Source organism: Acidovorax sp. GW821-FHT09A11 (genome assembly GCF_059418365.1).
Map to the genome: position 1 here is coordinate 90,434 of NZ_JBWKPS010000002.1, position 21,761 is coordinate 112,194.

Below are 21,761 nucleotides of genomic sequence, written 5' to 3' on the forward strand. Positions count from 1 at the left end.
CTCGGGACACATGCGCCAGGGTGAAAACGGCTGGGCGGACCGCCGGGCTGCCCGAATGGCAGCCGTCCGGCCCTGCTGGTTACTGGAACTGCGACAGAAAACGGATGTCGCCGTCAAAAAACAGGCGCAGGTCGTTCACGCCATAGCGCAGCATGGTCAGGCGGTCGGGGCCCATGCCGAAGGCAAAGCCGATGTATTTTTCGGGGTCCAGACCCATGTTGCGCACCACGTTCGGGTGCACCTGGCCGGAGCCGGCCACTTCCAGCCAGCGGCCGGCGAGCGGGCCGGTCTGGAACTGGATGTCGATCTCGGCGCTGGGCTCCGTGAAAGGAAAGAAGCTCGGGCGAAAGCGCAGCACCAGGTCGTCGCTTTCAAAGAAGGTGCGGCAAAACGCCGTGAAGATCACCTTCAAGTCCTTGAAGCTCACGTTCTCACCAATCCACAGGCCTTCGCACTGGTGGAACATGGGCGAGTGCGTGGCGTCGCTGTCCACACGGTAAGTGCGGCCCGGCGCGATCACGCGGATCTCGGGCATGGGCTGGCCGGCGTCGAGCAGCGCGCGGTGCTTCTTCACATGCTGCACCGCGTGGCGGATCTGCATGGGGCTGGTGTGGGTGCGCAGCAGGTTGGGCGCCTCGGGGGTGCCGCCTTCCACGTAGAAAGTGTCGTGCATGGAACGCGCGGGGTGGTCTTCCGGCGTGTTCAGTGCGGTGAAGTTGAACCAGTCGGTCTCGATCTCGGGGCCCTGGGCCACATCGAAACCCATGGAGCCGAAGATGCCCTCAATACGCTCGAGCGTGAGCGACACGGGGTGCAGGCCGCCCTGCCCGCGCTGGCGCCCTGGCAGGCTCACGTCCAGGGCCTCTGCCTTGAGCTGGACCTGCAGTTCCGCATCGGCCAATGCCTGGCGGCGCGCGGTGAGCGCGGCCTCGATGGCCTGCTTGGCGACGTTGATGGCGGCGCCGCGGGACTTCTTCTCATCCACCGACAGCTGCGCCATGCCCTTCATGAGCTCGGTCACGCGACCCGACTTGCCCAGGAACTGCGCCTTGGCGTTTTCCAGATCAGCAGGGGTGGCGCTTTGGGCAAACAGTTGCGTCGCGCTCTCGACCAGGGAATCCAACTCGTTCATATCGACTCTTGAAAATGAACAAGGGCTAGCGCCTTTTCAAGCCCTAGCCCTTGCTGTTATTGCGCAAGCAGCTATCAAAAAGATAGCCACCCATCGTGAACTCAAGCAGCCAGCTTAGCCTTGACTTGCTCCACGATGCTGCCAAAGGCAGCCTTGTCGTGCACTGCGAGGTCGGCCAGCATCTTGCGGTCGATCTCGATGGATGCCTTCTTCAGGCCGTTGGCGAACTGGCTGTAGGTCAGGCCCAGTTCACGGGCAGCGGCGTTGATACGGGCGATCCACAGCTGGCGGAACACGCGCTTCTTGGTGCGGCGGTCACGGTAGGCATATTGCCCAGCCTTCATTACCGCCTGTTTGGCGATGCGGAAGACGTTACCGCGGCGACCACGGAAGCCCTTGGCGAGGGCGAGAACTTTCTTGTGACGGGCACGGGCCGTTACACCACGTTTGACGCGAGGCATGTGAGTACTCCTTGTTCGTCGTTATTAAAGGCCAGCACCGGGCAGCATTTGTGCGATAGAGCCCATGTTGGTCTCATGCACAGCAACTGCACCACGCAGGTGGCGCTTGTTCTTGGTGGTCTTCTTGGTCAAGATGTGACGCTTGAAGGCTTGACCGCGCTTGACGGTGCCACCGGGACGAACGCGGAAACGTTTTTTCGCGCTGCTCTTGGTCTTCATTTTGGGCATGTGAATGCTCCTTTTCGTTGTGCTCGTGAGGCGTTTGCAAACCGATCTGCAAACTTGTTGGCCCCGAGCCACTTTTTCAGCCGGTATTCACCGGCTGTGCGGCAGTGCCTTCGCACTGCCTATCGCCGGAAGTGTCCCTTGCGGGCCACCCCAGGCAAATCTCTGTCTCTTCTGCGCGGACCGCTCAGGCCGCACTGCCCGAAGGCGTGCTTTCAGCGGCTGCCGGCTTGGGTGCAGCAGGCTTCTTCTTGCCCGGCGCGATCATCATGATCATCTGGCGGCCTTCCAGCTTGGGAAACTGCTCGATGATGATGGAATCGGCCAGCTCATCGCGAATGCGGTTGAGCAGCGCCAGACCCAGTTCCTGGTGGGTGATTTCACGGCCACGGAAACGCAGCGTGATCTTGCACTTGTCACCATCGGCCAGGAAGCGCCGGATGTTGCGCATCTTGATGTTGTAGTCGCCATCGTCCGTGCCCGGACGGAATTTGACTTCCTTGATCTCGATCACCGTCTGCTTGGCCTTCGCCTCCGCAGCGCGCTTTTGCTCCTGGTACTTGAACTTGCCGTAGTCCATCAGGCGGCACACCGGCGGGTTCGCTGTGGCAGCGATTTCCACCAGATCCACATCCAGCTCGCCTGCCATGCGCAGGGCTTCCATGAGGCTGACCACGCCCAAAGGCTCATTCTCTGGCCCGGACAGACGGACTTCCGGGGCCATGATTTCACGGTTCAGGCGGTGCTTGCGCTCTTCACGGTGGCGACGATCACGAAATTCAGTAGCGATGGCTATCTTCCTTCAATCAAAATACTACAAAAAATGTAGCTACAACCGCACAGCTGGCATGCGACAAAGCACGTTTTGAATCAAACTCAGGCTTTGGTGGCGATGTCCTGGGCGATCAGCTCAGCGAACGCTTCGATGGACATCACTCCGAGGTCACGATTGCCCCGGCCGCGTACTGCAACGGCGCCTGCGGCCTTTTCCTTGTCGCCCGCGACGAGGATGTATGGCAGCTTTTGCAACGAATGCTCACGTATTTTATACGTAATCTTCTCATTGCGCAGATCGACCGCCACCCTAAGGTCTTGATTCGGCAGCGCTTTTTGCAGCTTTGCAGCAATTTCGCGACAGTAATCGGCCTGCGCATCGGTGATGTTGAGCACCGAAACCTGCACGGGCGCAAGCCACACCGGGAATGCGCCCGCATAGTGCTCGATCAGCATTCCGATGAAGCGCTCCATGCTGCCCACCGTGGCGCGGTGCAGCATCAACGGGCGCTTGCGGCTGCCGTCTTCGGCCACGTACTCGGCGTCCAGGCGCTCGGGCAGGTTGGGGTCGATCTGCATCGTGCCGCACTGCCATTGCCGGCCCAGCGCGTCCTTGAGCGTGTACTCGATCTTGGGCCCGTAGAAGGCGCCCTCGCCTTCGGCGATCTCGAACTCGCAGCCCGAATGGCGCAGGCCATCCATCAGTGCCTTCTCGGCGCGGTCCCACGATTCATCGGTACCGATGCGCGCCTCGGGCCGCGTGGCCACCTTGTAGATGATGTCGGTGAAGCCGAAGTCCTTGTAGACCTTCTGCACCAGCGCCGTGTAGTTGGCGCACTCTTCCAGCACCTGTTCTTCGGTGCAGAAGATGTGGCCGTCGTCCTGCGTGAAGCCGCGCACGCGCATGATGCCGTGCAGGCCGCCCGTGGGCTCGTTGCGGTGGCAGGCACCGAACTCGCCGTAGCGCAGCGGCAGGTCGCGGTAGCTCTTGATGCCCTGCTTGTAGATCAGGATGTGGCCGGGGCAGTTCATCGGCTTGAGCGCGTACTCGCGCTTTTCCGATTCGGTGGTGAACATGTTGTCGCGGTACTTGTCCCAGTGGCCCGTTTTCTCCCACAGGCTCTTGTCCAGGATCTGCGGCCCCTTGACCTCCTGGTAGCCGTTGTTGCGGTACACGCGGCGCATGTACTGCTCCACCTCCTGCCACAGCGCCCAGCCCTTGGGGTGCCAGAACACCGTGCCCGGCGAATGCTCGTCCATGTGGAACAGGTCCAGTTCGCGGCCAAGCTTGCGGTGGTCGCGCTTCTCGGCCTCTTCCAGCATCGTGAGGTATTGCTGCAGCTCCTCCTTGGAGGTCCAGGCCGTGCCATAGATGCGCTGCAGCATCTCGTTGCGGTGGTCGCCGCGCCAGTAGGCGCCTGCCACCTTCATGAGCTTGAAGAACTTGAGCTTGCCCGTGCTGGGCACGTGGGGGCCACGGCACAGGTCTTCGAAATTGCCTTCGCGGTACAGGCTCACATCTTCATTGCTGGGGATGCTCGCAATGATCTCGGCCTTGTAGTGCTCCCCCAGGCCCTTGAAGTAGGCCACGGCTTCGTCGCGCGGCAGCACGCGCCGCACCACGGGTTCGTCCTTGGCGGCCAGCTCGGCCATGCGCTTTTCGATGGCCACCAGGTCTTCAGGCGTGAAAGGACGCTTGTACGCGAAGTCGTAGAAGAAGCCGTTTTCGATCACCGGGCCGATGGTCACCTGCGCCTCGGGGAACAATTCCTTGACGGCATAGGCCAGCAAGTGGGCCGTGGAGTGGCGGATGACTTCCAGCCCATCGGCATCCTTGGCCGTCACGATCGCCAGCGGGCTGTCGGCCGTGATCTGGTAGCTGGTGTCCACCACCTTGTCGCCAATCTTGCCGGCCAGGGCGGCTTTGGCCAGGCCCGAACCAATGGATGCGGCCACTTCGGCCACCGTGACCGGACCCGGGAATTCGCGCTGCGAGCCGTCGGGAAGCGTGATGTGAATCATGGGATAACTCTTTCTTTTCGATCAGTGCAATGGGTGCGGGCACGCGCCAGGCCCAAAAACAAAAAAGCGCGGAACGGGTCCGCGCTTTCTGGAGGAGGTGTGCAATCTCGTGCAGGCGCGAACAGCCAGCCTCAACGGCCGGTCAACATCTCCGATGTAGTTCGCGGTGTCATAACCAGATTGCCTTTCTCGCTCTTGTGCAGTGAATTTGCCTTCATTTTACCCCTGCCGCCCTGGATCCTCCATTTGTGCCGGCGTTTACCCGGGGTTCAATGGTTTTTGCGCCACACAGTTGCGTTGCAAACACACGCCACCGCGCTCGCGAACACCGCGTGATGCCTGGCGGCTCGCCAAAATGTGAGACAGTAATGCGCGCGAGCGCAGGCAGCATTCGAAACGACAGCGATACCACGCCCAGATGCCTGGCGAAGATGCCCCGTGTGTATTGGCGCGTGACTTGACTTGCCTGCAAGGGCCGCCAGTGCTCTTGCCAGGACACGACCGCGCGCTCAGCCCGTGCAACGCACGCCCGCCCTGCAGACCAGCCGCCACGGGCCCATTGGCTTATGAGAACGTTTATGCACCCAGAGATTTCCGTCGTCATCCCGGTCTACTGCGAAGAAAAGGGAATCCACGTCACGCTGCACGAAGTGGATAGATTCCTCAGCGCGACAGCATCTTCCTGGGAAATCGTGGTGGTGGATGACGGGTCTCGCGATGACACCTGGGGCCAGCTCAGCGCCATCTCCCAGAAAATTCCGCAGTTGAGGGCCCTGAAGCTGAGCCGCAACTTTGGAAAGGAGGCCGCGGTCTCCGCGGGAATGGAAGCCGCCAGGGGCAAGGCGGTTGTCATCATGGATGGAGACATGCAGCACCCCCCTTCCCTGCTACCCCAGATGATCGAAACATGGCGCAGCGGCACGGTCGACATCGTGGAGGCCGTCAAATCGAACAGGGGCGACGAAACCCGCCTGTCTGCGGCACGCGCCAAGCTCTTCTACTTCATATTGAGGGTGTTCTCGGGCCACGACCTCAAGGGTGCCTCAGACTACAAACTGCTGGACCGGCGGGTTGTCGACGCCTATCTCACCATGAAGGAGCGCAACGTTTTCTTCAGGGGCATGGTGAGCTGGATGGGCTTCCGCTCGATCCAGATTCCCTTCGAAGTGGAACCGCGGGTCGCTGGAGACTCCGGCTGGTCCGTCTTCGGATTGATCCGCCTTGCGGCCGTGGCAGTCACCAGTTTTAGCTCCTTCCCCCTGCACCTGATCACGATTTTCGGCGCGGTATTTCTGTGTTTCTCTGTGCTCCTGGGCATGCACACCATTTACATGAAACTGAGTGGAATGGCGGTTGACGGATTCACCACGGTCATACTGCTGCTGCTGATCATCGGCAGTTTTCTGATGATGGGCCTGGGAATCATTGGCGAATACCTGGCACGCATCTATGACGAAGTGAAGTACCGCCCGCGATACATCGTTTCCACGGAACTGCCCAAGGACGGGCCTTGACCCGATACGCACCGGTGCCGCCAGGGCGGCGCCACTGTGCCTGGCACGGGAACACCATCCATGGCATGCCAGCAGACGGCCGGTGAAAACAAACCTTTGTGGCAACAGCCCTTCCGCCACCACCTGCCCCGCAAGCCCACACTCACAATTACGGATACCCGCCACTGCCATGCCAAAGCTATCAAAGCTCCTTCGCTACGGCGTCGTGGGCGTTATCGGGGCGGTGTCGCACATGTCCACGCTCTTCCTCCTGGTGGAATTCGATTTCGCGGGCCCTGTCGTCGCCACCACCGCCGGGTTTCTGGTGGCGCTGCTGATCTCCTACGCAATGAACAGGATATGGACGTTCGGCTTCACCGGAAGCTATTGGGCATCGCTCGTCAAGTACTGCATCGTCTCGGTGATCGGACTGGGCCTGAACATCCTCATCATCAAGCTGTTCACGGACTATTTGGGCCTGTGGTACGGATGGGGAGCCTTCTTCGCCGTGGGCGCCGTCGCACTCAACAATTTTGTTCTGAACAACGCCTGGACCTTCACCCAGAAAGCCCCGTCCCGTTGATGCCACACGGCAGATAGCTGTCTGCCAAGAACATCCACATGGAAACAGAAGACATGCCGACAGCACCCCCTCCATCTGCCGACAGATCGCCGAGTCATTGGATTGCACTGCTCTTCATTGCGCTGCTGGGCGCGATCCAGATCTATTTTTACGACATCACGTTCCACGGCCCGGATCAGATCAGGGACATGGAAATTGCACGGAAGCTGATCCACAACGGCGAATGGCCCTTGCGCGGCCCTCCACTTTTTGGAGAACGCCTGAGCCTGCCCCCCGGGTTTTACTATCTGCTAGCGGCCCCCCTGCTGATCCGGGACAGCGAAGTTTCCGTATTCATCGCCTTCGGCATCCTCTTCGCGTTGTCGGTGTGGTACCTGTGGAGGAACATCAGCGCCTGTTTCGGCCCGCGGTGTGCGCTTGCCTACGCCGTGCTGGCATTCCCGGTCTTTTCATCGCTGTATACCCACAGCGCCTGGAATCCAGCCCTGGTCATGACACTCAGCAACGTGGTTCTGGGTCTGTTCATCCAGCTCGTGCAACATCGCCGCCACGACTGGCTGGCACTTCCCCTCGTTGCATTCCTGCTGGTGCAGATCCATCCCTCTGCCGCACCGCTGCTCGTGGGTTTTGCAGCCTACGTGCTGCTGAACCCTCGTGTGCTCTCAAGCCCCAAGACGATCACCACCGTGTTCGTCATCATCGGCATGACGGCGTTGTGGGCCGTCATGTCAGGCATCGTGGAAAAACTCCAATCCACAGCACCCCATCCAGCCGCAGCGCAACCCACCCAGGGGTGGCTCACCAATCTCCTGGATGTCGGCAAGTGGCACGACGTCCTCCTGATGCCCTACAGCACCATCGCGGCGATAGAGCCTGCCATAGCACCCTTGAGAAGCCTCACCGGAATCCTGCTCGCGGTGATGCTGGCCGGACTCCTGCTGAGCATCGCCGCCTGCCGCACAGACCGCACCATTCGCTGGATATGGGCCACCACGGTGCTCTGGTTCGCGGTGTCCATGGCGTTCCTGAGCCAGGGAGCCTTCTGGCACCTGGACGTCATACACCCCTGGCTTGCCTTGCTGGCTGCTTTCGGGCTGGCACGCGCAAGCGACAGGCTGCGGCTCTCCAGCCTGCGCTTTCACGGGCTGGCTGTCGCAGCCTTCGTGCTGGTCCTTTCGGCGCACGTACTTTTCTATGGCCAGCTTGAAAAACGCGGAAAGTACGACCTCCTGGTGGCCCCCTTGTTCTTCCCGAAGCTGGAAGAGGCGGGCTTCAAGATCCCGGGATATACATACAGATACCTGAACGACCTGCGCACAGCACTGGCCGACCGGGGCATATGCCAGGCCGACATTGCAGGCCTGAGCTCCATGCTGGTGCGCGATGCCACGAACAGGACATTCCAGTTGCCTTCCTGCGCCCCGGCAACCCCGCAGTCTCAGGACTATTTCATCCACTCCCGGCAGGATGCGGCGAGGTTTGATTTCACGAAGGGGCTGGAGATCGTCGATTCCGTCGGCGAGACGGATATCCATGCAGTAAGACCGCTGGGCATCAAGATCAACGGCATCGCCACGCACAGTGTCACATCGGACAGCAAGCTCGACTACATGACGTACCTGCCGGCACGGCTTGAAGGCGGGCTGACTATCGCACTTGCGCACCAACCGGAAATCACCCTGCGCGTGGCGTTGCGCTGCGGCAGGGACTATCCGATGCAGGAGCCAGAAAGCTGGGTACTCCAAGGCGCCAGCATCAAGAAGCCGCTGGTATCCGCGCACCACAGGTACCTGGGGTCCAACTACTACGATCTGGAGTGGACGCTTGCCTTGCCTCCCGGCGCATCGGACGCCACCGTCTCGTCGACGCTGGGCGCCATTGATTGCGATGTGTCGGCCATCGCCCGCGCGCCCACCGCGCAAGCTGCGCCGTGACGGCGGTAGTGCCCACCTTCGCCCCGTAGAGCGGGCACCTCACTGCGCCTGCCATTCGAGGAGCGGTGGAAGCTGCGGCGAAACCCCATGAAAAAAGCCACCCCGCAGGGTGGCTTCTTGTCTTGCTGTCTCCCCATCCCCCTGTGCGGGGGACGCCGGATCAGTGGAACTGCTCTTCTTCGGTCGAACCCGTCAGGGCCTTCACGCTGCGAACCGTCCTGGATCACCTCGGTCACGTCACACAAAATCTATGGAATCCCGGAGTTTGAGGGGATGCGAGCGTCTAGCTGCCGCGTTAGGCCGAGTAGCCCTAAGAGTCGGGAGAGAGGAGATGGTACCTTCTCTCAATCTCAGGCAGCAGACGCTGAATAACTTCGCTCAACTCAACGCACTGTATTGGCGTCATCACGGGAACAGTCATGGAAACTCCTTGCGACCTGTGCTGCACAGCAAATGCGTTTCCTTGTGCATGCGCTACCGCATCATTGCGGAAATCTTCGACCGCAGCTAGCCAGCTTCGAAATCGCAGCAGTTCTTCCCGCACAGGAAACGCGGCTACTTCAAGTTCTTCTCTTAGTGCCTTAATCTCTGGAGACTTGTTGCCCGCCACTTGATCACCGTCCGCATAACCGCTGTTGTATAGCTGCATGAAGTACACCGCAGCCAGTTTGTTCAGATGCATCGCAGCCTCGGAACATTCGCGCGGCAACGGCAATACGCGGTCGTAGCTAGCGAGCACTACAGCATCATCCGCGTAAGCCACTAGACGAGAGTATGGCCGCCCTGTTTGCGCTTCATAATGCTGATGCTGAGCCCTTTCGGTCGCCAAGATTGCGTCAGCTTCCGCCGCATACAGCATGCGCGCCGCCAACTCTAGACAGGATTGCGCATCAACTAGAGCGGATATCCAAAGCAGTAAGCGCCCTCTCAATTCTTGACTCACAGTTAATCGTAAAAAAGTTGAAGAAGTGACAAATACCCCAGAGCCCTTTAGCGGGCGCTGGGGTGCATGCTGATTGGTGGTCCTGGGAAGAACTACACCACCGACACAAGGATTTTCAATCCTCGTGTCACTTGACCACAGATCAGTGGAACTGCTCTTCTTCGGTCGAACCCGTCAGGGCCTTCACGGAGGACGAGCCGCCCTGGATCACCGTGGTCACGTCGTCGAAGTAGCCTGCGCCCACTTCCTGCTGGTGCGACACAAAGGTGTAACCCTTTTCGCGTGCTGCGAATTCTGGCTCTTGCACCATCTCGGTGTAGTGCTTCATCCCTTCGCCCTGGGCGTATGCATGGGCGAACTGGAAGGTGTTGAACCAGTTGATGTGGATGCCGGCCAGCGTGATGAACTGGTACTTGTAGCCCAGTGCCGACAGGTCTTCCTGGAACGAAGCGATCTGCTTGTCGTTGAGGTTCTTCTTCCAGTTGAACGATGGCGAGCAGTTGTACGACAGCAGCTTGCCGGGGCAGGCGGCGTGCACGGCCTGGGCGAATTCACGGGCGAAGCCGATGTCCGGCACGCCGGTTTCGCACCACACCAGGTCGGCGTAGGGGGCGTAGGCCACGCCACGGCTGATGGCTTGCTCCAGGCCGTTCTTGACGCGGTAGAAGCCTTCTTGCGTGCGCTCACCAGTCAGGAAAGGCTTGTCGTTGGCGTCGTGGTCGGACGTGATCAGGTTGGCGGCTTCGGCGTCGGTGCGGGCCAGCACGATGGTGGACACGCCCATCACGTCGGCCGCGAAGCGTGCGGAAATCAGCTTCTCGCAGGCTTCCTGCGTGGGCACCAGCACCTTGCCACCCATGTGGCCACACTTCTTCACGGCCGCCAGCTGGTCTTCGAAGTGAACGCCTGCGGCGCCCGACTGGATCATGTTCTTCATCAGTTCGAACGCATTCAGCACGCCGCCGAAACCGGCTTCCGCATCGGCCACGATGGGCAGGAAGTAGTCGATGAATTCCTTGTCGCCGGGGTTGATGCCACGGCCCCACTGGATTTCGTCGGCACGCTTGAAGGTGTTGTTGATGCGGCGGACCATGGTCGGCACCGAGTCATATGCGTACAGCGACTGGTCGGGGTACATCGTTTCGCTGGTGTTGCCGTCGGCGGCCACTTGCCAGCCCGACAGGTACACGGCTTCGAGGCCTGCCTTGGCCTGCTGCATGGCCTGGCCGGCGGAGATGGCGCCAAACGCGTTCACGTAGCCCTTCTTGGCGCCGCCGTTGATCTTGTCCCACAGCTTTTCAGCGCCACGCTTGGCCAGCGTGTGCTCGATGGGCAGCGAGCCGCGCAGGCGCACCACGTCAGCGGCGGAGTAGCCGCGCTTCACACCCTTCCAGCGGGGGTTGGTCGCCCAGTCTTTTTCCAGGGCGGCAATTTGCTGTTCGCGGCTCAGTTGTTCGTTGAGGGATTGGGGCATGAGATCACTCCAGGGGTTGGTTGAAAACGCCGGGCTGCTGCGTGCTGCCCTTGGGGACAACTTTAAGTCTTCTATAAGACCTGCGCAAGCTCTTATGTCTTATAGAAGAGATAAATTTTCTTCTTTCAAAACAACAGCTTACACACAACATTTCTCAATACAGAAATTGATTTCTCATATCGAGAAAAATTGCGGCAATGCAACATCTATCGTATTCCAAATTATGAAATCTAATTTCCGCATTGCAAAAGATTGATCAAGAATCGGCTGGCGGCTGCAGAGCCTGCAGCCAATCCCCCCCGGCGATGCGCTGGGCGGACTCCACATACCTCGGGTTGATCTCATAGACCAGGCAGGGAACGCTGCGTCCTTCGACCTCGACCACGATGTCGCGCTTGGCATATTCGTCGCTCGGATTGGCGCCCAGGTCCTCGATCTCGTCCAGAACGGATTCCAGGGCCGGCGCGATGGCATAGACCTCGCCGGTCACCCACCGCCCTCCACCCAGCGTCATGCCGGGATACCCCCCGAGGTGATAGAGGCTGCCCGCCACCCGGGCCATCCCGATGAACCTTGGCGCCGGCCGCAGGCGGTTGATGTCGTTGGTGCCGCCGCGCCGCAGCGTTCCATAGACAAAGACATGGCGTGCAGGGGGGGCGGGCACGGATTCGTCGGGCATGATGCGCACTCTTTTTCGTTGAACGATCACCAGTCTAGTGAACACCACGCCCAGCCGCCCCTTCGCCTACGTGTGCCTGGCCCTCAGCATGGCGCTGGTCGGCAGCTATGTGGCACTGTCCAAGCCCCTGGCGACGGCACTGCCCGTGTTCCTGCTCGCATGGCTGCGCTTTGGCATTGGCGGCTTGGCGATGCTGCACTGGCTCAGAAAGCCTGTGGAGGAACCCCCGCTCACACGGCAAACCCGGCGGCTGCTGTTTCTGCAATCGTTTCTGGGCAACTTCCTGTTCACCGTCTGCATGCTGTACGGCGTGAGCCTGACCAACGCCGTCTCGGCCGGCGTCACCCTGGCCGCGATACCCGCTGCGGTGGCCGTGATGGGCTGGGTCTTCCTGCGCGAGAAGGTCGCGCCGCGCACCTGGGCGGCCGTGGCCTGCGCAGTGGCCGGCATTGTCTTGTTTTCGCTATCAAAACAAGAGCATTCAGCGCACATTGCACAAGCGCCAGATGCCCAAAACATGCAAGATCTGGCATGGCTGGGCCCCTTGCTTCTGGTGGGTGCCGTGGTGTGCGAGGCCGCCTATACGGTGATCGGAAAGAAGCTCACGGGCAGCCTCGGGCCCAAACGCATCACCTCGCTCATCAACCTGTGGGGCTTCGTGCTGTCCACCCCCTTCGGCCTGTATGCGGCCTGGCAATTCGACTTTGCCGCCGTGGGCTGGGGCACGTGGACGCTGCTGGTGTTCTACGCGCTGGCCGCCTGCGTGTGGACGGTCTGGCTGTGGATGACCGGCCTCAAGGCCGTCCCGGCGGCGCAGGGGGGCGTTTTTTCGGTGATGCTGCCTGTCAGTGCGGCCCTCGTGGGCGTGCTGGTGCTCGGCGAATCGCTCACAGGCCTGCAATGGGCGGCATTTGCCATTGCCCTGGCCAGCGTGCTGATGGCCACCCTGCCCTCACGCGCTGCCTTGCGCGTGGGCCGGCGTGCCAGCTGAGGCGCGGCCCACGGCCTGCGGCCTCCCCCCGTTCATGCAGCCAGGGGCCCCGCGCTGACCACGATGCCGTCTGCGTCGGCATACAGCCAGTCGCCCGGCCGCACCCAGACGCCCTGGATCTGCACCGCGACGTCGCGCTGCCCTTCGCCCCGCCGCTCGGTGGGCAGCGGCATCAGCGCCAATGCGCGGATGCCCACGGCGGCCGCATTGAGTTCGGCCAGATCGCGCACGCAGCCATCGACCACAAGGCCCGCCCAGCCATTGCGTGCCGCGGCGGCGGCCAGGTTGCCGCCCACCAGCGCCCGGCGCAGCGAGGCCCCTCCATCCACCACCAGCACGCGGCCCTCTCCGGGCGACTCCACCGCGGCCTTCACGTGGGTGTTGTCCTCGTGGCACTTGACGGTGCTGACCGCGCCCGCGAACGCAGCCACACCGCCAAAGCTCTGGAAGACCGGGGGCAGCACACGAAAGGCCCCGCCCATGTCCCCCTTGTGCACATCGCAGAAATCGCAGGTGCTGAATGTGTTGACAGGAAGTGCAGCGGTCATTTTCAAAGGCCTTTCAAACAGGAAAAGAAGGAAAGAGACGGGACGGGGCCTGCCGCCAGCGGTCCGTTTCCAGCTGCGGGCGGGCCACCGGCGCCGTGGTGCTTCCGGCATTGTCATACAGACCTCCCGGACGCCATCCAGGCCTGCGCCGCCATAGGGAAAACGCGTGCACACGCACCGCTTTGTCAAGGCAGGAGCGCCGCGCACGCGACTTATTGGCCCGCACGCGGCGCCACGGCTACAAATCGAGGCAAAAAAAGCCGTTTCTCCCTTGGAAACGCGTTTTTTTCCCAGTAGCATCAGCCTGCCAGTGGGACAGCCTAGTTTTCGCTGGTGAAAATTTACTTCCAACAAGGAAAACCCAACATGGCAACTGCAAAAAAAGCTCCGGCAAAAACAGCCCCCGCAGCCAAGACGGCTGCTGCCCCCGCCAAGAAGCGCACCCCCAACGCTGCCTTCATGAAGGCGCTCACGCCCAGCCCCGCGCTGGCCGCCGTGGTGGGCTCGGCACCGCTGCCGCGCACGGAGATCATCAGCAAGCTGTGGGTCTACATCAAGGCCAACAACCTGCAGGACGCCACCAACAAGCGCAACATCAATGCCGACGCCAAGCTCAAGGAATTGTTCGGCAAGCCCCAGGTGTCGATGTTTGAACTCGCCGGCCTCATTGGCAAGCACGTCAAGTAAGCGCTTCGCGCCCCCCGAAAAAGCCGGCTCTGCCGGCTTTTTTTCGTCCGTACCCAGGCAAAGTGTGGCGTGTAAACATCAATGCAAATGAGAATGACCCTCATTCGATGTAACATAAAGATGCACGAAGAAGCATGACTTTGTGACGTATTTCTCACAAGCGTCATTGCATCCGGCTCGTTTGCGGCGCACATCGGGCGCCGATCAGCACATCCCCCATCGACGGAGTCCATCTTGGCAAAATCACGCGCTCAGCGCCGCAGCACCGCGCTGCGTCAAACCGCATCCCCTGTTTCCACCGCCACCGGCGCATCGTCCGACATGGCCCTGCTGCCCCTGGGCGCCCTGATGCTGGCCGCCTCCATGGGCGCCATGGCCCAGTCCGGCACACCGGAAGCCACCATGTCCACCGTGACGGTGCAGGAAGCGGCCGAAGTGCAAGGCAAGGACACCCTGCTGCTCAAGAAGACCACCGTCGGCAAGGGCAACCAGGACATCAAGGACATCCCCCAGTCCGTGACGGTGTTCACCGAAAAGCTCATGAACGACCGCAACCAGGACGACTTCCGCGAGGTGCTGCGCACCACGGCGGGCGTGACCTTCCAGTCGGGCGAAACGGGTGAAGAAGACGTGCGCATGCGCGGCTTCTCGCTGGGCCTGGCCGGTGACATCTATGTGGACGGCATGAAGGACGCTCCACTGATCGAGCGCGACACGTTCAACAACGACCGCATCGAAGTCCTCAAGGGCTCGGCCTCCATGCTGTTCGGCAAGGGCTCGACCGGCGGCATCGTCAACCAGGTCAACAAGTACCCGCTGCTGATCGACCAGCACGAAGCCAGCTACACCTTCGGCACCGGCCAGTTCCACCGCGCCACGGGCGACTTCAACTGGAAGACCGGCGAAAACGCGGCCTTCCGCCTGAACGCCATGGTGCAGGAGTACGACAACTACGGCGCCAAGCAGGACAAGCGCGGCATTGCGCCCACCTTCGCCTGGGGCATCGGCACGCGCGATGAATTCTCGATCGGCCTGTACTACCTCGAATCCAAGGGCCGTCCGCTGTACAACCACCCCTGGCGCGTGGTCGACGGCAAGATCAACACGCCGCTCGAAGCCCGCAACTACTACGGCCTGGCCAGCGACCACAACGACACCTCGTCGCAGTACGTCACGCTGGGCCACATCCACCGCTTCGACGACAACGGCGAGCTGACCACGCGCCTGCGCTACGGCAAATACGAGCGCGACCTGCTGGCCAGCACCATCGGCTTTCAGAACGGCAGCATCACGCTGGGCCAGATCAATGGCAGCACCGTGCTGACCCGTGGCTCCAAGGGCCGCCTGGGCGAGAGCGAAGTGCTGCAGGTGCAAAGCGACTACAACAACACCTTCAACTGGGGCGGCCGCAAGCACGCGGTGCTGGCCGGCGTCGACTACTACGACGACGATGCCAAGCGCAACCAGAACTACGCCAACACCACGCCGCGCCCCAACACCACCGTGGGCTCGCCCAACGATGGCGCCTGGGTGGCCGACGGCCGCGCACCGGTGCAGTGGAACACCTTCACCTCGCGCAACCTGGGCCTGTACTTCCAGGACACGGTCGCGATCAACGACACCCTGAAGCTGGTGGGCGGCCTGCGCTACGACAACTTCAGGGCTTCCTACAAGAACGCCACCGGCGCGCTGAGCAACTCCCGCTCCGACAGCCTGGTCAGCCCCCGCGTGGGCCTGCTGTTCCAGCCCACCGAGCTGACCTCGTACTACGTGTCGTACGGCACCTCGTACAACACCTCGGGCGACACCTACCAGTTCGGCAACCCCGGCGCCGGCACGGCGCGCACGGCCAACACCGACCCTGAAAAGAGCCGCAACTTCGAGATCGGCAGCAAGTTCGAGCTGTTCGAGCGCCGTGCCCTGCTGGGTGTGGCCGCGTTCTACAGCCAGAAGTACAACGAGCGCAACACCGACCCCGACACCGCAGCCCAGCAAGAGCTGCTGTCCGGCAAGCGCCACGCCACCGGCATGGAATTCAACCTCGCCGGCCGCCTGACGCCCCAGTGGGAACTGTTCGCCAATCACACCTGGATCCCCTCGGCCAAGATCGACCACAGCAATGTGGTGGTGCCCGCCAACGGCGGTGGTGCCCAGGCGCAGGGCGACCGCCCAGGCCTCACGCCCAAGCACAGCGGCAGCGTGTGGACGACCTACGCCGTCACCTCCAAGGTGCGCGTGGGCGCGGGCGTGACCTACCGCGGCAAGCAAAACCCCGAAGGCTCGCGTGCCGTGTACGCCAGCGGCTTCGCGGTGATGGACGCCATGGTCGAATACGCGTTCGACGACAAGACCACGCTGAAGCTCAACGTCAACAACCTGTTCGACCGCACCTATGCGGACGGCCTGTACCGCGGCTTCTACACGCCGGGCACGGCGCGTTCCGTGCAGCTGTCGCTCAAGACGCGCTTCTGACGCGCATGCAATGCGCCTGTGGTGCGTTGCTGACGCACTGAAAGCGCCGATGTTTTGACGAAACGACACCGCCCCTTCATTGGGGCGGAGTCACAATCAGGCCCCATGTTCCTGCACATCCAAGACGTACTGACGGCCGACGAGGTCGCCCTGTTCCGGCAAAAGCTCTGGGCGGCCGACACCCCCTGGGTGGATGGCGCCCGCAGCGCGGGCAGCCAGGCCGTGCACCAGAAGAACAACCTGCAACTCGCGCAGGGCAGCGAGCTGTCGGCCCAGCTGCAAGGCATCGTCAAGGCCGCGCTGGCCCGCAATGCGCTGTTCTTCTCGGCCGCCCTGCCCCGGCGCATCTACAACCCGCTGTTCAACAACTACGGCGACGGCGCCAACTTCTATGGCCGCCATGTGGACAGCGCCGTCATGCACTCCAAGGCAGACAGCTGCTGGGTGCGCAGCGACCTGTCGTGCACGCTGTTCCTGACCCCGCCGGACGAATACGACGGCGGCGAACTGGTCGCCACCGAAGCCTGGGGCGAAAAACGCATCAAGCTGCCGGCCGGCGACATGATCCTGTACCCCAGCAGCACCGTGCACCAGGTGTCGCCCGTCACCCGCGGCCACCGCATCAGCAGCTTCTTCTGGGTGGAAAGCATGGTGCGCGGGCTGGAGCAGCGCCAGCTCTTGTTCGACATGGACTTGGCCCTGCTGCGGCTGCGCCAGAGCGTGGGTGAAACGGATCCTTCGGTCATCGCCCTGTCGGGCACGTACCACAACCTGCTGCGCATGTGGGCCGACGTGTGAGCGCCGCCCCTTTCGCTCCTTTATTGATAGCACCTTGCGCGCTCTGAACAAACGCCAGGTGCTTTTTTCATTGCCATGACCCACGTCCCCGCACGCCAACCGCTTCCTCCGGGCATCGTCAGCCTGGCCGACCACGAGCAGCAGGCCCGGCGGCACCTGGACGACAACGCCTGGGCCTACTTCAGTGGCGGCGCGGCCGATGAGATCAGCCTGCGCAGCAACCGCAGCGCATGGGACGCCCTGCCCCTGTGGCCCCGCGTGCTGCGTCCGCTGGCGGGCGGGCACACCCGCGTCCAGCTGCTGGGCCGCACGCTGGCACACCCCATCCTGCTGGCACCCGTCGCCTTTCAGCGCCTGGCCCACGCCGACGGCGAGTTGGCGATGGCCTACGCGGCTGCGGCCCTGGGCGCGGGGGTGGTGCTGAGCACCCAGGCGAGCGTGTCGCTGGAGAGCATTGCCCAGGCCGTACTGCCCGACCCCGGCCGCGGTCCGCTGTGGTTTCAGCTGTACCTGCAGCCAGACCGTGGCTTGACCCGCGCACTGGCACAGCGCGCCGAGGCCGCAGGGTTCGAAGCCCTGGTGCTGACCGTGGACGCGCCCGCCAGCGGCGCACGCGACCGGGAGCGCCGCACAGGCTTTCGCCTGCCGCCCGGCATCGGCCCCGTCAATCTGGCCGGCATGCAGGCGCCGCCCACCCCACCCCTCGGCGCGGACCAGAGCGCGCTGTTCGACGGGCTGCTGCACCACGCCCCCACGTGGGACGACGTGGCGTGGCTGCAGTCCGTGACCCGGCTGCCCGTGCTGCTCAAAGGCGTGCTGCACCCGGCGGATGCGCGCCAGGCCGTGGCGGCCGGCGTTGCGGGCGTCATCGTGTCCAACCACGGCGGGCGCACGCTGGACACCGCCCCGGCCACGGCCACCGCCCTGCCGCGCGTGGTGCAGGCCGTGGGCGGCGCACTGCCGGTGCTGGTGGATGGCGGCATCCGGCGCGGCACCGACGTGCTCAAAGCGATGGCGCTGGGGGCATCCGCCGTGCTGGTGGGGCGCCCGGCCGTCTGGGGGCTGGCCAATGCGGGGGCCACCGGCGTCGCCCACGTGCTGCGCCTGCTGCGCGACGAGCTCGAGATCGCCATGGCGCTCACCGGCTGCGCCACGCTGGCAGACGCCACGCCAGCCTTGCTCACCGCAGACAGCCCCGGCTGAGGCGGCGCCTTTGCGCCGGTTTCTCCCTCATGGCAGAAATGGCTTATTGCAAATGCGATAGATTCTTATTTATAATGGCGACACCTTCAACAGCCAGCCACACTGCCTGCCGCCATGATCGTCTGTGTTTGCCGCCGGATTTCCGACCGTGAGATTGCCCGCCACGCACGTGCGGGCATGAGCTTTGACGAAATCCAGTTCGAGCTGGGCGTGGCCACCCAATGCGGATGCTGCGAAAGCTGTGCCCGCGACGTGGTGGCACAGTGCAGCGCATCGAATCCGGTGGCGGCCCTGCACAATGAGGCAGCGCCGCAAACGATCCAGCTTGCCAGCTCCATCCTGGAAAGCAAGTCATGGAACTCCTCTCAACGCTCGCTGGCAGCCTGATCCTCGTCGCAGGCTCGGCCTGGTGGATCTTTCGCAAATAATCAAGGTCTTTTAGGGCGCTAGCGCTTGATCCACAAGCGCTAGCTGCTATCATTTTTATGTCTCACCCAGATCGTTTTGCCACCCCCGGGGGGTTCAGCCGCAACACCGTGATCGTGGGCTCCGTCGTCGCACTGCATGTTGCGGGCCTCTGGGCCCTGCAGTCGGGCCTGCTGCGCCGCGCGGCCGAAGTCATCGTGCCGGCGGAATTGCTGACGGAATTCATCGCACCACCCGCGCCCCCCAAGGTCACGCCACCGCCTCCCGCGCCGCCACCCCCTCCCAAGCCGGCCCCGAAGGCCGCCCCGCGCCCCGCACCCATGCCGGTGGCCATCGCGGACCCCACGCCCGCCCCCAATGCCCCCACGGGCATCACCACCCCGCAGCCGCCGGCACCGCCCATCGAGGCGCCCATGGCCCCGCCCGCACCGGCGCCAGCTCCTCCAGCGCCCCCCGCGCCGCCCAAGATCGAACTGCCGTCCAGCGACGCCGCCTACCTAAACAACCCCAAACCCAGCTATCCGGCCATCAGCAAGCGCATGGGCGAGCAGGGAAAGGTGGTGCTGCGGGTACTGATCGGCACCGACGGCCTGCCCCAGAAGGTCGAAATCAACAAGTCCAGCGGCTTCGACCGGCTGGACCGACAGGCCCAGGAAGCCGTCATGCGCTGGCGCTTCGTGCCCGGCAAACGCAACGGCGTGCCCGAGACCATGTGGAACCTGGTCCCTGTCAACTTCGTTCTCGAATAACCAAATCACCGCAAATCACCGCTTTAGGGAGTTTTTCTCATGGAATCGCAATTCGGCATCGCCAACGTCTGGATCCAGGGTGACTTCGTCACCCGCGCCGTCGCCATCCTGCTGCTGGCCATGTCGCTGGCCTCGTGGATCGTCATCCTCATCAAGGCGCTGGACATCATCAAGTTCAAGAAGCACGCCCGCACCGCGCAGGACTTCTGGCACAGCGAGGACTTCGCCGCCGGCCTGACCAAGCTGGGCACGGACCCTACCAACCCCTTCCGCCACCTGGCGCTGGAAGGCCGTGAAGCCACCGCCCACCACCGCAACACCAAGGCCCACCTGCACGACACGCTGGACGTGAGCGACTGGGTCACCCGCTGCCTGCGCAATTGCATCGACGAGTTCACCTCGCGCCTGCAGTCGGGCCTGGCCATCCTGGCCTCGGTCGGCTCCACCGCCCCCTTCATCGGCCTGTTCGGCACCGTCTGGGGCATCTACCACGCGCTGCTGGCCATCGGCACCTCGGGCCAGTCCACCATCGACAAGGTGGCCGGCCCCATCGGCGAAGCGCTGATCATGACCGCCCTGGGCCTGGCCGTGGCCATCCCCGCCGTGCTGGGCTACAACGCCCTCGTGCGCGGCAACAAGTCCATCCTGGGCGGCCTCAACAGCTTCGCCCACGACCTGCACGCCTACTTCGTCACCGGCGCCCGCGTGAGCGCGGCGGGCGAACAGGGCAAGGTGCTGCCCATGAAGAAAGGCGGCTGAGCCATGGCTTTCGGAACGCAAGACGATGCCGATGACGTGATGAACGAGATCAACATGACGCCGCTGGTGGACGTCATGCTGGTGCTGCTCATCATCTTCATCATCACCGTGCCCGTCATGAAGCACTCGGTGAACGTGGACCTGCCACGCGCCACGAACCAGCCCGAGAACATCAAGCCCGAGACGGTGCGCCTGTCGGTATCGGCCGACGGCAAGTACTACTGGAACGAGTCGCAGGTCACGGAGGAAGAACTCTTCCCGCGCCTGCAGGTCGAGGCGGCCAAGGAGCCGCAGCCCGATCTGCACATCCGCGGCGACAAGGAAGTGCGCTACGAGCGCGTGGCCCAGGCCATGGCCGCCGCGCAACGCGCTGGCGTGCGCAAGATCGGTTTCGTGACCGACCCCGCGCCCTGAAGACAGTCAATCAGTCAGACAATCCGCCAGCGTCCTGCGCGCCAAAAACCCGCCCGGCCCGGCCGCTGCACTATTGGCTGCAGAGGACGCGCCGGGTTTGTTCGTCTTTGGGTCGTTTTTCCTGCCCAGCCCGATGTCGGCGGGGGGATGTGAACCCGCTCGGGCGCCGAGAACGCCCTGGCTTCCTTCATCCTCTGAAGCGGCTCACCCGGCGGTGGAGAGGCGGGTCCCTGCAGAGACCCCACAGTGTTCTCTGCCAAGACTGACCCACAGCGGCGCCGCATCCGGGGTCAGTTCACACCTGGGCGGTTCCCGTCGGAGCGGGGTGACACCCGCCGCCCGAGACGTGACCGTTTCCGTTTCCCCCCGGCTGCTTGACCTACTTTCCCGCTTGAGGCTGCGTAAATCGGCGCCAAAACCAGCGGCGCACCATTCGAAATCAAATGTCTCACCCAGAAGAACAAAAAGAAACACTCCTGTTGCTTGACTTGTAATTGCGAATCGTTATCATTAGCAAAACGCACTGCAACGCACCAGGAACAACCTCATGCAAGCCACATTGACCGCCGCTTCGATCCTGCGCCCCGCCTCCGCCAGCAAGGGGGTTTCGCACGCCGACGGACTGGCCAGCCAACGCACCGAGCCCAACACCCCTACCGCCGCCGTGGACAGCAGCTCCCTGCTGCAAGGCCAGAAGGCCGTGGCCATCAGCCACAACGGATCGGTGTACCGCCTGCAGGCAACCAAGCTGGGCAAGCTGATCCTGACCAAGTAGTCCCTGGCAGCGGGCTCCAAGTTTCATCGTGGGGCGACTCCCGGGCTTGCTACAAGCTCGAAAGGGTCGTTTTTGCCAGCCAACGGGTTCGCCCGCGTAGCCAGGCTTTTTTTGCGGTCCCATCCCCGCCCCAGATTTCTCCATCACGCCATGAAAAAACCGGCCTCGCGGGCCGGTTTTTTCATTGGGGGGCACAGGACCTGAAAGCTCTTCAGCCCC

General features: G+C 62.8%; 23 protein-coding genes. 14 read left to right on the top strand and 9 right to left on the bottom strand.

Annotated features, from left to right (window positions below; translation table 11 throughout):
- Positions 1-79: 79 nt before the first annotated feature.
- The 5 genes from pheS to thrS all read right to left on the bottom strand — a co-directional run bounded on the left by pheS (position 80) and on the right by thrS (position 4,614).
- Positions 80-1,132, bottom strand: a complete 1,053-nt coding sequence (pheS, locus tag AC07PV_RS04385) for a phenylalanine--tRNA ligase subunit alpha (RefSeq protein WP_218297542.1) — start codon at positions 1,130-1,132, stop codon at positions 80-82.
- Between the two features lie 101 nt (positions 1,133-1,233).
- Positions 1,234-1,593 (bottom strand): 50S ribosomal protein L20, encoded by a 360-nt coding sequence (gene rplT, locus AC07PV_RS04390; RefSeq protein WP_005795139.1) that lies wholly within the window; start codon positions 1,591-1,593, stop codon positions 1,234-1,236.
- A 24-nt stretch (positions 1,594-1,617) separates the two neighbouring features.
- Positions 1,618-1,821 (bottom strand): 50S ribosomal protein L35, encoded by a 204-nt coding sequence (gene rpmI, locus AC07PV_RS04395; RefSeq protein WP_056645539.1) that lies wholly within the window; start codon positions 1,819-1,821, stop codon positions 1,618-1,620.
- Between the two features lie 184 nt (positions 1,822-2,005).
- A complete protein-coding gene (infC, locus tag AC07PV_RS04400; protein WP_492807827.1) occupies positions 2,006-2,614 on the bottom strand; it encodes a translation initiation factor IF-3 in 609 nt (202 codons plus the stop codon).
- Positions 2,615-2,694: 80 nt separating this feature from the next.
- Positions 2,695-4,614 carry a threonine--tRNA ligase gene (gene thrS / locus AC07PV_RS04405; RefSeq protein WP_492807630.1) on the bottom strand — a complete coding sequence of 640 codons (1,920 nt, stop codon included), beginning with the start codon at positions 4,612-4,614 and terminating at the stop codon, positions 2,695-2,697.
- A 578-nt stretch (positions 4,615-5,192) separates the two neighbouring features.
- On the opposite strand from thrS, the gene AC07PV_RS04410 reads away from it, so the two are divergent.
- The 3 genes from AC07PV_RS04410 (at position 5,193) to AC07PV_RS04420 (ending at position 8,624) form a co-directional block, all read left to right on the top strand.
- Complete coding sequence (locus AC07PV_RS04410) at positions 5,193-6,128, top strand: glycosyltransferase family 2 protein (RefSeq protein ID WP_492807632.1); 936 nt, start codon at positions 5,193-5,195, stop codon at positions 6,126-6,128.
- A 169-nt stretch (positions 6,129-6,297) separates the two neighbouring features.
- Positions 6,298-6,690, top strand: a complete 393-nt coding sequence (locus AC07PV_RS04415) for a GtrA family protein (RefSeq protein ID WP_218297545.1) — start codon at positions 6,298-6,300, stop codon at positions 6,688-6,690.
- Positions 6,691-6,728: 38 nt separating this feature from the next.
- Positions 6,729-8,624: an ArnT family glycosyltransferase gene (locus tag AC07PV_RS04420; RefSeq protein ID WP_494629524.1), complete on the top strand. Its 1,896-nt coding sequence runs from the start codon at positions 6,729-6,731 to the stop codon at positions 8,622-8,624.
- 310 nt (positions 8,625-8,934) lie between these two features.
- Here AC07PV_RS04420 and AC07PV_RS04425 read toward each other — a convergent pair whose 3' ends face one another.
- Together AC07PV_RS04425 and aceA are read right to left on the bottom strand one after the other, a co-directional pair.
- A complete protein-coding gene (locus AC07PV_RS04425; RefSeq protein WP_494629525.1) occupies positions 8,935-9,567 on the bottom strand; it encodes a hypothetical protein in 633 nt (210 codons plus the stop codon).
- Positions 9,568-9,709: 142 nt separating this feature from the next.
- Positions 9,710-11,041: an isocitrate lyase gene (gene aceA, locus AC07PV_RS04430; protein WP_055402695.1), complete on the bottom strand. Its 1,332-nt coding sequence runs from the start codon at positions 11,039-11,041 to the stop codon at positions 9,710-9,712.
- Between aceA and AC07PV_RS04435 the strand changes: the two genes are divergently transcribed.
- Positions 11,040-11,297, top strand: coding sequence for a hypothetical protein (locus tag AC07PV_RS04435; RefSeq protein ID WP_492255210.1), 258 nt, complete (start codon positions 11,040-11,042; stop codon positions 11,295-11,297). The two genes, aceA and AC07PV_RS04435, sit on opposite strands and share 2 nt — an antisense overlap.
- Here AC07PV_RS04435 and AC07PV_RS04440 read toward each other — a convergent pair whose 3' ends face one another.
- Positions 11,298-11,720: a gamma-glutamylcyclotransferase family protein gene (locus AC07PV_RS04440; RefSeq protein ID WP_218338799.1), complete on the bottom strand. Its 423-nt coding sequence runs from the start codon at positions 11,718-11,720 to the stop codon at positions 11,298-11,300. It abuts the gene before it with no gap.
- 88 nt (positions 11,721-11,808) lie between these two features.
- Between AC07PV_RS04440 and AC07PV_RS04445 the strand changes: the two genes are divergently transcribed.
- Entirely contained in the window at positions 11,809-12,711 is a 903-nt protein-coding gene (locus tag AC07PV_RS04445) for a DMT family transporter (RefSeq protein ID WP_370627733.1), read from the top strand.
- Positions 12,712-12,743: 32 nt separating this feature from the next.
- Here AC07PV_RS04445 and rraA read toward each other — a convergent pair whose 3' ends face one another.
- Positions 12,744-13,259, bottom strand: a complete 516-nt coding sequence (gene rraA / locus AC07PV_RS04450; RefSeq protein WP_218338801.1) for a ribonuclease E activity regulator RraA — start codon at positions 13,257-13,259, stop codon at positions 12,744-12,746.
- A 366-nt stretch (positions 13,260-13,625) separates the two neighbouring features.
- On the opposite strand from rraA, the gene AC07PV_RS04455 reads away from it, so the two are divergent.
- The 9 genes from AC07PV_RS04455 (at position 13,626) to AC07PV_RS04495 (ending at position 21,542) form a co-directional block, all read left to right on the top strand.
- Positions 13,626-13,946: an SWIB/MDM2 domain-containing protein gene (locus AC07PV_RS04455; RefSeq protein WP_055402700.1), complete on the top strand. Its 321-nt coding sequence runs from the start codon at positions 13,626-13,628 to the stop codon at positions 13,944-13,946.
- Between the two features lie 321 nt (positions 13,947-14,267).
- Positions 14,268-16,418, top strand: a complete 2,151-nt coding sequence (locus AC07PV_RS04460; protein ID WP_255594913.1) for a TonB-dependent receptor — start codon at positions 14,268-14,270, stop codon at positions 16,416-16,418.
- A gap of 105 nt (positions 16,419-16,523) precedes the next feature.
- Positions 16,524-17,216 carry a Fe2+-dependent dioxygenase gene (locus AC07PV_RS04465; protein ID WP_494629527.1) on the top strand — a complete coding sequence of 231 codons (693 nt, stop codon included), beginning with the start codon at positions 16,524-16,526 and terminating at the stop codon, positions 17,214-17,216.
- Positions 17,217-17,291: 75 nt separating this feature from the next.
- Positions 17,292-18,419, top strand: coding sequence for an alpha-hydroxy acid oxidase (locus AC07PV_RS04470; protein ID WP_494629529.1), 1,128 nt, complete (start codon positions 17,292-17,294; stop codon positions 18,417-18,419).
- A gap of 114 nt (positions 18,420-18,533) precedes the next feature.
- Positions 18,534-18,806, top strand: coding sequence for a (2Fe-2S)-binding protein (locus AC07PV_RS04475; protein ID WP_218297553.1), 273 nt, complete (start codon positions 18,534-18,536; stop codon positions 18,804-18,806).
- A gap of 98 nt (positions 18,807-18,904) precedes the next feature.
- Entirely contained in the window at positions 18,905-19,594 is a 690-nt protein-coding gene (locus tag AC07PV_RS04480; protein WP_218297554.1) for an energy transducer TonB, read from the top strand.
- Positions 19,595-19,633: 39 nt separating this feature from the next.
- Positions 19,634-20,353, top strand: coding sequence for a MotA/TolQ/ExbB proton channel family protein (locus AC07PV_RS04485; protein WP_218297555.1), 720 nt, complete (start codon positions 19,634-19,636; stop codon positions 20,351-20,353).
- Between the two features lie 3 nt (positions 20,354-20,356).
- Positions 20,357-20,767: an ExbD/TolR family protein gene (locus tag AC07PV_RS04490; protein ID WP_218297556.1), complete on the top strand. Its 411-nt coding sequence runs from the start codon at positions 20,357-20,359 to the stop codon at positions 20,765-20,767.
- Between the two features lie 547 nt (positions 20,768-21,314).
- Positions 21,315-21,542, top strand: a complete 228-nt coding sequence (locus AC07PV_RS04495) for a hemin uptake protein HemP (RefSeq protein ID WP_492255206.1) — start codon at positions 21,315-21,317, stop codon at positions 21,540-21,542.
- Positions 21,543-21,761: the final 219 nt, after the last annotated feature.